11 protein-coding genes and 3 tRNA genes are annotated in these 12,149 nt (G+C 70.1%); 8 read left to right on the top strand and 6 right to left on the bottom strand.

Going from position 1 to position 12,149, the window contains the following annotated elements; translation table 11 throughout:
• From EFK50_RS15830 to EFK50_RS15820, 3 genes are all read left to right on the top strand, one after another.
• Complete coding sequence (locus tag EFK50_RS15830) at window positions 1-996, top strand: hypothetical protein (protein WP_123228461.1); 996 nt, start codon at window positions 1-3, stop codon at window positions 994-996.
• Window positions 997-1,120: 124 nt separating this feature from the next.
• Complete coding sequence (locus EFK50_RS15825; protein ID WP_123228460.1) at window positions 1,121-3,070, top strand: fatty acid desaturase; 1,950 nt, start codon at window positions 1,121-1,123, stop codon at window positions 3,068-3,070.
• A 97-nt stretch (window positions 3,071-3,167) separates the two neighbouring features.
• Window positions 3,168-3,241, top strand: a tRNA-Arg gene (locus EFK50_RS15820).
• A gap of 305 nt (window positions 3,242-3,546) precedes the next feature.
• Here the strand turns inward: EFK50_RS15820 and EFK50_RS15815 are convergent.
• From EFK50_RS15815 to EFK50_RS15805, 3 genes are read right to left on the bottom strand one after another with little or no spacing between them, the layout of a single operon-like run.
• Window positions 3,547-4,572, bottom strand: a complete 1,026-nt coding sequence (locus tag EFK50_RS15815) for an adenosine deaminase (RefSeq protein WP_123228459.1) — start codon at window positions 4,570-4,572, stop codon at window positions 3,547-3,549.
• Window positions 4,573-4,581: 9 nt separating this feature from the next.
• The gene (locus EFK50_RS15810; RefSeq protein ID WP_123228458.1) at window positions 4,582-5,319 is read right to left on the bottom strand and encodes a DsbA family protein; all 738 of its coding nucleotides are present in this window, start codon (window positions 5,317-5,319) and stop codon (window positions 4,582-4,584) included.
• Complete coding sequence (locus EFK50_RS15805) at window positions 5,300-5,797, bottom strand: MauE/DoxX family redox-associated membrane protein (protein WP_123228457.1); 498 nt, start codon at window positions 5,795-5,797, stop codon at window positions 5,300-5,302. Before EFK50_RS15805 ends, EFK50_RS15810 begins: the two co-directional genes overlap by 20 nt.
• Before the next feature lie 51 nt (window positions 5,798-5,848).
• Between EFK50_RS15805 and orn the strand changes: the two genes are divergently transcribed.
• From orn to EFK50_RS15790, 3 genes are all read left to right on the top strand, one after another.
• Entirely contained in the window at window positions 5,849-6,469 is a 621-nt protein-coding gene (gene orn, locus EFK50_RS15800; protein ID WP_123228456.1) for an oligoribonuclease, read from the top strand.
• A 58-nt stretch (window positions 6,470-6,527) separates the two neighbouring features.
• Window positions 6,528-6,600: transfer RNA gene (locus EFK50_RS15795), tRNA-His, on the top strand.
• A 186-nt stretch (window positions 6,601-6,786) separates the two neighbouring features.
• Entirely contained in the window at window positions 6,787-7,251 is a 465-nt protein-coding gene (locus EFK50_RS15790) for a hypothetical protein (RefSeq protein WP_123228455.1), read from the top strand.
• Between the two features lie 66 nt (window positions 7,252-7,317).
• On the opposite strand, the gene EFK50_RS15785 is transcribed toward EFK50_RS15790, so the two are convergent.
• Both EFK50_RS15785 and EFK50_RS15780 read right to left on the bottom strand, forming a co-directional pair.
• A complete protein-coding gene (locus EFK50_RS15785) occupies window positions 7,318-8,298 on the bottom strand; it encodes a pirin family protein (RefSeq protein ID WP_123228454.1) in 981 nt (326 codons plus the stop codon).
• Between the two features lie 45 nt (window positions 8,299-8,343).
• Window positions 8,344-8,745, bottom strand: coding sequence for a hypothetical protein (locus EFK50_RS15780; protein ID WP_123228453.1), 402 nt, complete (start codon window positions 8,743-8,745; stop codon window positions 8,344-8,346).
• A gap of 82 nt (window positions 8,746-8,827) precedes the next feature.
• On the opposite strand from EFK50_RS15780, the gene EFK50_RS15775 reads away from it, so the two are divergent.
• Window positions 8,828-10,417 carry a phytoene desaturase family protein gene (locus EFK50_RS15775; protein WP_123228452.1) on the top strand — a complete coding sequence of 530 codons (1,590 nt, stop codon included), beginning with the start codon at window positions 8,828-8,830 and terminating at the stop codon, window positions 10,415-10,417.
• 69 nt (window positions 10,418-10,486) lie between these two features.
• Window positions 10,487-10,559 (top strand) — tRNA-Lys (locus EFK50_RS15770).
• Window positions 10,560-10,639: 80 nt separating this feature from the next.
• Here the strand turns inward: EFK50_RS15770 and EFK50_RS15765 are convergent.
• Complete coding sequence (locus tag EFK50_RS15765) at window positions 10,640-12,118, bottom strand: exonuclease/endonuclease/phosphatase family protein (protein WP_148046199.1); 1,479 nt, start codon at window positions 12,116-12,118, stop codon at window positions 10,640-10,642.
• Between the last annotated feature and the right edge of the window lie 31 nt (window positions 12,119-12,149).

The raw sequence follows: 12,149 nt of genomic DNA, 5'->3' as shown, positions 1-12,149 counted from the left end.
ATGCCGATCACCCCCGACCCCACGGCGGTCCACCGCGAGGCCGCCGAGCACTGGTTCGTCTCCCGGGGTCTCCCCTACTTCGTCGACGACACCCGCACGGCGGTCCGCCAGCGGCTGAGCCGGCGCCGCCTGCTCGGCCTCGCCGCGGTGGCGGCCGCCGTCGCCGCGGCCACCGCCGTCGGCACGGCCTGGTGGTGGCAGGACGCCAGCAACAGCGTGCTGACCGCGGTGGTGGCGGCCGGGATCCCGCTGGTCGGCTACGCCTTCCGGTCCCTGCACGCGGGCTCGGTGGCCCGCTGGGCGATCGGTCGCACGTTCTCCTCGCTCGGCCTGCTGATCCCGCTGGTCACCAAGGCGCTGCCGTTGCTGCTGCTGTTCGTGACCTTCCTGTTCATCAACACCGAGGTCTGGCAGGTCGCGTCCTCCCTGGACGACGGCGTCCTCTGGGTCGCGGTGCTGCTCTTCGCGGCGGTCGCGGTGGCGTTCCTGCTGGTCCGGCTCCCCGAGGAGCTCGACCAGGTCGACGACGTGATGACCGGGGAGCTGCTGGTGGCGGCCTGCGCCGGGACGCCGCTGGACACCGAGGCGGTCCGATGCGCGGCCGAGGTCGACGACCGGACCCTGCTGGAACGGGCCCAGGTCACCGGGCTGGCGAAGGCGAACCTGGTGGTCGCGCTGCTGATCTCCCAGGCGCTCCAGGTGCTGCTGCTCAGCCTGGCGATGTTCACCTTCTTCCTCGTCTTCGGAGCGGTCGCGATCAACGACGACGTGATCACGTCCTGGCTCGGTCACCCCTCCACCCCGTTCGTGGACTGGTTCCCGGTGCTGACCCACGAGCTCGTCCGGGTCGCGACGTTCCTGGCCGCGTTCTCCGGGCTCTACTTCACCGTCTACGCGGTCAGCGACGAGACCTACCGGAGCCAGTTCTTCGGCTCGTTGATGAAGCAGCTGCACCGGGCCGTCGGGGTTCGGACCGTTTACCGCTGCCTCGCGTAGCGAGCACTGTCCGAAAGTCCAGAGACGGGGCACCGCCCTGGAGCCGCACCCCCTTCCCAAGCGCTGCGAAACATGGTGAGGTTTTACAAACCACCAACGTTTGTAAACAACCGAACGAGGCCCCATGTCGCAGACCGCCCTGCCGCCAGCGCCCCAGCCCGTCCTCGGGCTCCCGGACCCCGGCGAGAAGGTCCCGCAGCTCGCCTGGCCGACGGCGGCCCTGTACGCCGGCACCCTGGCACTCTTCGCCGCCGAGGCGTACGGCGTCCTCGCGGGCGACTGGTCGCGCTGGCTGACGGTGCCGATCGGGGCCGCGGTCACGTTCCTGATGTTCAGCGTGCTGCACGAGTCGACCCACCACGCGATCAGCACCAACACCCGGGTCAACGACGCCTTCGGGCACCTCTCGATGCCGTTCGTGGTGCTCTGGACGACGTTCCCGGTGGTCAAGTTCATCCACATCGAGCACCACCGCAACACCAACGAGCCGATGACGATCGATCCGGACAACTGGACCAGCGCCGGGCCGGCCTGGCAGCTGCCGCTGCGCTGGGCCACCATCGACCTCTGGTACCTGGTCTTCTACCTCAAGGGCATCGCGCACCGGCCCCGGCAGGAGGCGGCTCTCGCCCTGACGACCTTCGTGGTCGTGATCGCGGGGATGACGGTCGGGATGACCACCGGGTACGCCGCCGAGATCCTCTGGCTCTACCTGATCCCCCAGCGGATCGGCCTGGTCGTCCTCGCCTGGTGGTTCGACTACCTGCCGCACCACGGCCTGACTGTCACCCAGCGCGAGAACAAGTACCAGGCGACCCGGGTGCGGGTCGGCGGCGAGTTCTGGCTGACCCCGTTGTTCGTCTACCAGAACTACCACCTGGTCCATCACCTGCACCCGAGCGTGCCGTTCTACCGCTACGTGCGGGCCTGGCGCCGCAACGAGCAGGCCTACCTGGACCGCAACGCGGCCATCTCGACCTGGTTCGGCCGGTCGCTGACCCCGACCGAGTACCGCACCTGGCGCCGGCTGACCGACGACCTCGGACCGACCCCCGACCGGGCCTCGGCGCAGCGGCCGGTGTTCCACCCGTTGCGGGTCCGCTCGGTCGCGAGGCTGACCGAGGACAGCACGGTCGTGACCTTCGACGTACCGGCGGACCTGGAGCACGAGTACCGCTACGTCCAGGGCCAGCACATCACCCTGCGCGCGGTCATCGACGGGGCCGACGTCCGGCGCAGCTACTCGATTATCGAGCCGGTCTCCGCCAACACGCTGCGGGTCGCGGTGAAGCGGATCGAGGGCGGCGTGTTCTCCACGTACGTCCACCGCGACCTGGTGGCCGACGACATCCTCGACGTGATGTCGCCGACCGGGCGTTTCCACCTCGCGCTCGACGCCTCCGCGCGGCGGAGCTACGTGGCGGTCGCGGCGGGCTCGGGGATCACCCCGCTGATGTCGATCATCGCGACCACGCTGGAGGCGGAGCCGGAGAGCACCTTCACGCTCGTGTACGGCAACCGCACCCCGCGGTCGGCGATGTTCGGTCCCCAGCTGGACGCCCTCGCCGGAGACCGGCTCACCGTCCACCACGTGCTGTCCCGGACGCCGGGAGCACCGCTCGAGGGCCGGGTCACCGCCGAGCTGGTGCACGAGCTGGCGCCCCACGACGTCGACGCCTGGTTCCTGTGCGGGCCGCAGGAGCTGGTGGACTCGCTGAGCGCGTCGATCGACGGCACCGTGCTCACCGAGGTCTTCCACACCGAGCCCTCCCAGGTCGAGGTCGGCGTCGACATCGAGAGCCAGGTGACGGTCGCGCTGGACGGCGTCGAGACCACCTTCGGGTTGCGCTCCACCGGCGACACGATCCTGGACGCCGCGATGCAGCAGGGCCTCGAGCCGCCGTACTCGTGCGCCGGCGGTGCCTGCGGGACGTGCCGCGCGAAGGTGCTGCTCGGCAAGGCCGTGATGGACCAGAACCACGCGCTCGACGAGGACGAGATCGCCACCGGCTACGTGCTGACCTGCCAGGCGCACCCGGTCAGCGAGGAGCTGCGGATCGACTACGACGCCTAGGACCGCGTTCCGGCCCGGCACCGTCCCTGCCTGCAATAATCAGCCGCGGAGCCCGGGGGTTCGGTCGGCCAGTCGCGCGACCACACTCTCGGTCCCGGCCCCCGTAGCTCAGCTGGATAGAGCAAGAGCCTTCTAATCTCTAGGTCGCACGTTCGAATCGTGCCGGGGGCGCCCGTTCCTCGTTCGCACGGCCCTTTGGAGCGTCCTGGTTTGATCGGGGCAGTGTCCGGGTACGTCCCGGTCACCCCCTGAACGGGCGCCCGACTTGAGCGGGCGTCCTACGAAGCCCGCCTCGCCGTACCGCACTGCGACGAGGCGGGCTTCGCTCGTCAGCGCCGGATCTCACCGTGCAATTTCCGGCGAATTCACCCACTGAACGGTGATTCGCACCACCTCGTACGCGTGTCGTGGCCAGGCTGACCCCTGCCACTGACGTAGAAAAGTGGTGGGCCAGCCGAGTATGAGTCGGCTGGCCCTCAATTCTTCCCGGACGCCGCCACGTAGCCGTCGATCTCCGCGCAGAGCTCGCGCTTGTACGCGTCGTCGGCGAACGACGCCCCGACGGCCGCCTTCGCCAGGTCCCCGAGACCGGCCTCGTCGAGGTCGAGCAGGTCCGCGGCGATCGCGTACTCCTGGTTCAGCGAGGTCGAGAACATCGGCGGGTCGTCGCTGTTCACCGTGACCACCACGCCCGCGTCGCGGAACGCGGCGATCGGGTGCTCGGCCAGGGTCGCCACCGCCCGGGTCGCGATGTTCGAGGACGGGCAGACCTCCAGCGGGATCCCGGTCTCGGCCAGGTGGGCGAGCAGCTCCGGATCGGTGGCGGCCGAGGTCCCGTGACCGATCCGCTCGGCGCCGAGCACCCGGATCGCGTCCCAGATCGTCTCCGGTCCGGTCGTCTCCCCCGCGTGCGGGACGCTGTGCAGCCCGGCCGCCCGCGCCGCGTCGAAGTGCGGCTTGAACTGCGGCCGCGGTACGCCGACCTCGGGACCGCCGAGGCCGAAGCCGACCAGCCCGTCGGTCGGGTGCTTCAGCGCGTACTCCAGGGTCGCCTCGGCGGCCGGCAGACCGCTCTCGCCCGGGATGTCGTAGATCCACTGCAGCCGGAGCCCGAAGTCGCGCAGCGCCGCCGTACGGGCGTCCTCGATCGCCTCGCTGTACGCCTCGATCGGGATCCCCCGGATCACCGAGGTGTACGGGGTACAGGTCAGCTCGGCGTACCGCAGCGACTGGCCCTCGGCCATCTCCCGGGCGACCTCGTAGGTCAGCAGCCGGATGTCCTCCGGCGTCCGGATCAGGTCGACGACGGCGAGGTAGACCTCGATGAAGTGGCCGAAGTCGGTGAACTCGAAGAACGCTGCCAGCGCCTCCGGGTCGCTCGGCACGGTGCCGGGATACCGCTGGGCCAGCTCGGCGACCGCCCGGGGCGAGGCCGAACCGACGTGGTGGACGTGCAGCTCGGCCTTCGGGAGCCCGGCGATGAACGAGGTCAGATCAGTCACCAGGACACTTTAGGACCCGTTGTCGACCGCGTTCTCGATCTGCGACACCAGGTCGCCGATGCTGGATCCCGTCAGCTCCTTGCCGTCGACGAAGACCGTCGGGGTGCCCTGGATGCCCTGGTCCGTCATCGCCTGGGACGCGGCGGCGAAGAACGCCGTGTCCTGGGTCTTCATCGCCTTCCGCACGGCCGCGTTGTCGCCGCCCGCCTTCGTGACGAGCTTCGCGATGTCCGCGTCGGTGGTCTTGTCCGCCGACCCCTCGTAGGGCTGGTTCTCGTAGAACAGGTCGTGCAGCTTGAGCGCCGCGTTCGGGCTGGCGTTCTTCAGCACCGCCGCCCACGCGTTCAGGGCCCGCGCCGAGTACGTCGTCTGGGTGAGCAGGTTGATCGGCCGGTACTCGACCTGGACCTTGCCCTTCGCGGCGTTCTCGCGGAGGAACTCGCGGGTGGAGTCCTCGAGCTCGCGGCAGTACGGGCAGAGGAAGTCCTCGTAGACGACGACCTTGACCGGGGCGGTCGTCTTGCCGACGAGGACCGAGCCGTCACCGATCGCGACCTCGACGCTGGAGTTGTCTCCCGGAGCGGTGTCGTCGGAGGAGTACCACGCGCCGGCCGCGACGATCGCGCCGAGCACCACCAGGATGCCGGCCACGATGGCGACTCGCTTGTTGCGCTCCTTGCGCGCCTGGTCGGCGCGGATCGCGGCGGCCTTCTCGGCCCGGTTGCTCTCACGGTTCTGCTTGGACATCTGTTCCCTGCTTCTGGATCTCGTGCGTGGATGGAAAGAGGAGGGTGTCCACGGCATACGGCGTCCGCGGCCGTACGACGAGGAGGAGGGAGAGCGCCATCAGCCCGACGTCGCGGGCGATCTCCCAGGGGTACTTGCTGAACGCGTCGGGATCCGGGCCGCCGTCGCCGAAGCAACCGCAGTTGATCGCGATCCCGCGGCTCCAGACCGAGATGATCCCGACGATGAACGCGACCTGCAGCAGCGCCGAGAGGGCGCCGCTGAACCGGGTCAGCAGCCCGAGGATCAGGCACACCCCGAGGACGACCTCGAGCATCGGCAGCACCCGCCCGACGGTGTCCGCCATCCCGGTCGGCAGCAGCTGGTAGGCGCGCACCGCGGTCACGCTGGACTCGGGGTGCGGGAGCTTCAGCAGACCTGCGTAGACCCACACCCCGCCGACGACGAGTCGGGCCGCGAGGCCGGTCCAGCGGAGCATTCCTCCAATGTAGGGGCGAGTCCTGAAGCGAACCTGAGTAGGCTCCGCAACGTGAATGACCGACTGGTGTGGATCGACTGCGAGATGACCGGACTCGACCTGGGCGCGGATGCGTTGATCGAGGTGGCGGCCCTGGTGACCGACTTCGACCTCAACGTGCTCGGAGACGGGATCGACGTGATCATCGCGCCACCCCCCGGCGCGCTGGAGCAGATGGTGCCGTTCGTGCACGACATGCACGTCAAGTCGGGACTGCTCGACGAGCTCGGCACCGGGACCACGATGGCGGACGCCCAGGAGCGCGTGCTCGCCTACATCCGGGAGCACTGCCCCGACGGCAGCCGGCCGCCGCTGGCGGGCAACACCGTCGCCACCGACCGCTCGTTCCTGGCCCGCGACATGCCCGAGCTGGAGGCGTTCCTGCACTACCGGATCGTCGACGTCTCCTCGATCAAGGAGCTGTCGCGGCGCTGGTTCCCGAAGACCTACTTCAACGCCCCGGCGAAAACCGGCGGGCACCGCGCGCTGGCCGACATCCAGGAGAGCATCGAGGAGCTGCGCTTCTACCGGGAGGCGGTCTTCAAGCCGTCGCCGGGCATCGACGCCGACGAGGCCAAGCGGATCGCGGCGGTCCACCAGGGCGCTCTGACGGGCGCGACGAAACCCGGTTAAACGCAGACCGATTCATTCGGTATGCTCTTCCCTGCTCGTGCCGGTGGCGCGAGCGATGGTGGGTATAGCTCAGCTGGTAGAGCGCCGCCTTGTGGTGGCGGATGTCGCGGGTTCAAGTCCCGTTACTCACCCTGAGACGAGGAACCCCGTCGGATTCTCCGGCGGGGTTCCTCGCATTTCCGGATACGCCTCGACCGTCCCGTTCCGCAATGTGATCCAGGTCACGGCGGCGTTGGCGTCAGAAGGCGATCCGCGCGAGGTCTTCCTGGCGAGAGTCCCCTCCCCTCCCAGGGGGCTAGTCCTCCCAGGAGACGCCTGTGCCCAGCCCCGACGAGACCCCTCCCCGGCACCGCAAGCCTGGTCGCGCGCAGAAGCGCGGCCGTGCGATCCCCGGCCGCCGCATCCGCGACGGCGGGCCTGCCGACTGCGGCTGCCCGCCCGGCTACCACGAGTACGGCGCGCACGCGCCCGGGGCGTGGCCGGACGCCGACATCAACCCGCCACCACCGGGCGCGTACCCGGTCGAGGACCTGGCCGGGATGTCGACCGGCGCCGCCGCACTGCTGCTGCACCGGGCTACCCTCGAGGCGGAGGCCGAGGCAGCCACCTGCGCGCACATCGTGATCACCCGGGACGTCGCGACCGGGGTGGTCACCTCCAGCGGCCCGTTCGACACCGGCCTGGAGGCGCTGACCTCGGCGCACGACTTCCTGGAGCGCCAGCGCGCCGCCGACCCCGCCCGGGCGTTCACCCTGACCGTCGCACCGCTGTTCCCGCACTGACGGGGACTCCCGGCTGAATCTGCCCGGTTCTCGGGGCGGTGCGTCGAGCCGGCGGCCCTGCGGAGGTCAGCCCTCCTGCAGGGTCGTCGGTGCCCCGTGCACGCTCGGGATGGTGCCGAGACGGCCCTTCTGGAAGTCCTCGAACGCCTGCATGACCTCGGCCTTGGTGTTCATCACGAACGGGCCCGCCATCGCGATCGGCTCCCGGATCGGCTTGCCGCCGAGCACGATCACGTCGAAGGCCGGCGTACGGCTGTCCTGGGTCCTGGAACCCTCGACGGTGACGAAGTCGCCCTTGCCGAGCACCGCGAGGTTGCCCATCCGCAGCGGCTTCTTCTCCAGGCCGACCGTGCCGTGCCCGGAGAGGACGTAGACCAGCGCGTTGTACTCCGGGTCCCAGGGCAGCTCGAGCTGGGCACCCGGGGAGACGGTGGCGTGCACCATCGTCATCGGCGTGTACGTCGACCCAGGACCCTCGGTCGCGCCCAGGTTGCCCGCGATCACCCGGACCAGGGCGCCGGCGTCGGCGGAGGTGGTCAGCCCGACCTGGCCGGAGCGGATGTCCTGGTAGTGCGGCGCGTTCCACTTGGCGTCCTTGGGCAGGTTCACCCAGAGCTGGATGCCGTGGAAGAGGCCGCCCTTCTGGACGAGCCACTCCGGCGGCGCCTCGATGTGCAGCAGCCCCGCGCCGGCGGTCATCCACTGGGTGTCACCGTTGGTGATGGTGCCGCCGCCGCCGTGGCTGTCCTGGTGGTCGAAGACGCCGTCGATGATGTAGGTGACGGTCTCGAAGCCGCGGTGCGGGTGCCAGGGAGTCCCCTTGGGCTCTCCGGGTGCGTACTCGACCTCGCCCATCTGATCCATGTGGATGAAGGGGTCGAGGTCCCGCAGGTCGACACCGGCGAAGGCCCGGCGTACCGGGAACCCCTCGCCCTCGTAGCCCGAGGGGGCGTCGATGATCTGCTTGACAGGGCGGACCGTGTCGCCGAGCCCGGGAACGGGCAGACGGTTCAGCACGGTCAGGTCGTCGACTGTTACGGCTGGCATGCCTCAAAGATTAGTTCAAGATTAAACTAAATGCAAGGGTCTGATTCAGGGACAGACACCGAGCACCCAGAGGTCGTCCGCCTCGGACTCGTTGTGGTTCGTCCGCCAGGCCTCCAGGAACGGCAGCCGCACGGTGGCGTCGTCACTGAACCGGTGCACGACCACGGCCGAGCCGAGGCGCCCCTCGGGCCACGACGCCGTCGGCACGCAGTCGGGCTGCGCGGCGCGATCGGCGACGGACCAGGTCGGTGCCACCCGGGGCAGCGCCTCCGCCGGCGCGGAGGACGGACTGACCGCCATCGCGCTGCCGACCAGCAGCACCCCGGACAGGGTCGCGAAGACCAGCGCCCGCGGCACCAGCACCCGCAGCACGGTCGACCCCAGCGAACGGGCCGGACGCGGCCGCTGCGCGAGCCGGAGTGCCGGCCGGAGGGAGGGGACGTCCATGCCAGGTCAACGAGGCAGTCCGGGGATGCGTTATGTCCCGGTGACACACGACACGTCCCGATTGCTCCACTACGGTGCTCCTATGAGCTCGCGGGGGAACTCCTACGACGTCGTGATCGTGGGCGGCGGACACAACGGCCTGACCGCGGCGGCGTACCTGGCCCGGGCCGGGCTCTCCACGCTGGTCCTGGAACGGCTCTCCCACGTGGGAGGCGCGGCGGTCAGCACCGAGGCGTTCCCGGGGATGGGCGCGCGGCTGTCCCGGTACTCCTACCTGGTCTCGCTGCTGCCCGAGAGCATCGCCCGCGACCTCGACCTCAACGTCGAGCTGCGCTCGCGGGCGGTGGCGTCGTACTCCCCCGCCTTCCGCGACGGACGCAACGTCGGCCTGCTGGTCGAGCACGAGCCCGGTCCGGCCACCGCGCAGTCGTTCCGGGACCTGACCGGAGGCACCGAGGAGTACGCCGCCTGGCAGCAGTTCTACGCCGAGGTCGCCGAGGTCGCGGCCCGGGTCGCGCCGACGCTGACCCAGCCGCTGCTGACCGCCCGCGCGATGGCGTCCGGTATCGGGGAGGAGATCTGGTCGGCGCTGGTCGAGCGCCCGATCGGCGAGGTCATCGAGGCGCGCTTCGCCGACGACCTGGTCCGCGGCGTGGTCGCCACCGATGCCCTGATCGGCACCTTCGCCGACGTCCACGACCCGTCGCTGATCCAGAACCGCTGCTTCCTCTACCACCTGATCGGCAACGGCACCGGCGAGTGGCGGGTGCCGGTGCGCGGGATGGGCGCGGTCACCGACGCGATGGCGCGCGCGGCAGTCGAAGCAGGTGCCGAGATCCTGACCGGCGCCGGGGTCAGCGCGATCCGTGCGGACGCCGGTGGTGACGGTGCGGGCGGCGCCGAGGTCACCTGGCACGACGGCTCCCGCGAGCACAGCGTCCGGGCCGGAACGGTGCTCAGCAACGTCGCACCGTGGGTGCTCCGGATCCTGCTCGGGGAGGACGCCGCCGTCGACACCAAGCCGGCGGGCGCACAGCTCAAGATCAACTTCCTGCTCTCCCGGCTCCCCCGCCTCAAGTCCGGGGTCGACCCGCGGACCGCCTTCGCCGGGACCTTCCACGTCGCCGAGGAGTACGGCGCCCTGGCGACCGCGTACGCCGAGGCCGCCGCCGGCCGGGTGCCGAGCACGCCGCCGGGCGAGCTGTACTGCCACTCGCTGACCGACCCGTCGATCCTCGGTGGGCTCGCCGACTACGGGTCGCACACGCTGACCTACTTCGGCTTGCACATGCCCGAGGCGCTCTTCGCGGTCGACACGGAGACCCGCCGGCTGGACGCCGTACGGCGCGCGATCGATGCCATCGACGCGCACCTGATGGAACCGCTGCTCAGCTGCGTGATGACCGACCAGGCCGGCAACCTCTGCGTCGAGGCCAAGTTCCCGCAGGACGTCGAGGCCGATCTGGCCATGCCCGGCGGCCACATCTTCCACGGCGACCTGGCCTGGCCGTGGGCGTCGAACCGCGAGGCGCTGGAGACCCCGGCGCAGCAGTGGGGCGTCGCCACCGACGTCGGCTCGGTGCTGCTGTGCGGCTCCGGATCGCGTCGCGGCGGGGCCGTCAGCGGCCTCGGCGGGCACAACGCGGCGCAGGCGGTTCTGGCACTCCGGTAGGCGAGCGCCCGAGGGTGCCCCCCGATTTCAGTTCCGCCGGAACCGCTGCTAAAGTTTGCACCGCTTCAGGCGCCAATAGCTCAATTGGCAGAGCAGCTGACTCTTAATCAGCGGGTTCGGGGTTCAAGTCCCTGTTGGCGCACAGCAAGCACGAGGAAGCCCCCTCCCGACCTAGGTCGGGAGGGGGCTTCCTCGATGTTCAGGGCCTGTTCGGGCCTCTCCCTAGGGAGCCGGCAGGACCACGTCCGCGAGCACCAGGTTGTGGTCCGAGGGCGTCGTCCGGGTCCCGGGCAGGAACCGGTTGATCACGTTCTCGTACCGCAGGCTGCCGCGGAAGCCCTTGAGCATGAGGTAGTCCGCGCGGGTCGCGACTCCGGAGGCGTTCGCCACCGAGGTCGAGTGGTTGTCCTGGTTGGTCGGGTACTTGAAGTTGACCTTGGTGACGGCCGCCATCGCGTCGTAGTAGCCGCCGCGGACGAAGGTCGGCGGCGCCTCGATGTCGCAGGCCGGCTCGTCGCAGAACGGCTCCCGCTTGTAGCGGAAGTCGCCGCCCACGATCACCGGGACGTTGTCGCGGTTTATCCGGGCGAGCTCCGCGATGGCGTCCCGGGCCTGGACGCCGGTGGACGCCTTCTGCGAGTACGCGCTCGCCGCGGTGTTCTCCAGGAAGTGCACCGAGGACACGATCACCGAGCGCTCCACGGCCGCGGGGTCGGCGTCCTTCACCTTGAGCCGGGCCCACGGCGTGACCAGCGGCTTGTTCGGCGGCCGGGGGTTCGGGCCGACCTCGAAGGTGTTGTTCGCGACGAGGTCGAAGTAGGTGTTCCGGTAGAGGATCTGCTGGTCGGACGCCAGGATCGAGTCCACCTTCGACCAGGTGCTGCCGAGGGCGCGGGCCACCGACTCGGCCGTGGCCGCGTTGGCCTCCTGGAGGAGCACCACCTGAAGGCCGTGGTCGCCGATGTTGTCGGCGATCGTGGCCAGCCGGGCCCCGGTCGGGTTCGCCTCGACGTTGTAGGTGCCGACCCGGAACTTGTCACCGGTGCCCGGGTCCGGAGCCTTCGGGAACGCGTAGATGAACTGGTTGTGCGGGATGTCGGTCGGCTTGCAGGCGTTGTTCGCCTGCATCTGCGCGTAGACCGGGTTCGCGTAGGCGACGCCCATCATCTTGTCGCCGATCTTCGGCACGGTCGGCAGCTTCAGGGTGGCGCTCCGCGCGGTCTGGCCGAACCAGCCACCGCCGACGTACGTGGCGGCGCCGGGGAACCTGCCGAACGGGGCCGCGTTCCACAGCACCCGGTAGCGCGAGGCGAACGAGGTGTACGGCCAGCTGAAGGTCACCCCGTCGGTGATCCCGGTCCCGGTCATCGCGACCGGGTTGGCACGCTTGTTGGTGAAGCGGAGGCCCTTGGGCGTCGACCACTTGCCGGCGACCCGGCCCTTGAAGGCGCGCACCTGGACGTACGACGTCACGCAGCGGTTCAGCGTCGGGGAGGTCGCCCGCGGGACGCGTGCCGCGATCGGCTTGGCCCGCGCGAGTCCGGCCTTGGAGGACGCCCAGCGCACCTGGTAGATCGTGCCGCGCACGGCCTTCCAGCGCACCGTGAGCTTGGAGTTGTACCAATCCGCGGAGACCGAGGTGACACCGCTGACCTTGGCCACCGCGGCCTCGGCCGAGGGGGCCGTGAGACCGACGACCACAGCGACAGCCAGAGCCACCGCCGCCGAGACA

Origin of the sequence: Nocardioides marmoriginsengisoli (assembly GCF_003725695.1) — a bacterium.
Lineage (GTDB): Bacteria > Actinomycetota > Actinomycetes > Propionibacteriales > Nocardioidaceae > Marmoricola > Marmoricola marmoriginsengisoli.
This window is presented reverse-complemented; position numbering and strand designations above follow the sequence as displayed.

Bases quoted from the DNA above. Each gene is read 5' to 3' on its own strand.
- EFK50_RS15830 (WP_123228461.1), top strand. From the start codon at position 1: ATGCCGATCACCCCCGACCCCACGGCGGTCCACCGCGAGGCCGCCGAG.
- EFK50_RS15805 (WP_123228457.1), bottom strand. From the start codon at position 5,797: ATGCTCCGCTGGACCGGCCTCGCGGCCCGACTCGTCGTCGGCGGGGTG.
- EFK50_RS15775 (WP_123228452.1), top strand. From the start codon at position 8,828: ATGAGCTCGCGGGGGAACTCCTACGACGTCGTGATCGTGGGCGGCGGA.
- EFK50_RS15785 (WP_123228454.1), bottom strand. From the start codon at position 8,298: ATGCCAGCCGTAACAGTCGACGACCTGACCGTGCTGAACCGTCTGCCC.
- EFK50_RS15780 (WP_123228453.1), bottom strand. From the start codon at position 8,745: ATGGACGTCCCCTCCCTCCGGCCGGCACTCCGGCTCGCGCAGCGGCCG.
- EFK50_RS15825 (WP_123228460.1), top strand. From the start codon at position 1,121: ATGTCGCAGACCGCCCTGCCGCCAGCGCCCCAGCCCGTCCTCGGGCTC.
- EFK50_RS15810 (WP_123228458.1), bottom strand. From the start codon at position 5,319: ATGTCCAAGCAGAACCGTGAGAGCAACCGGGCCGAGAAGGCCGCCGCG.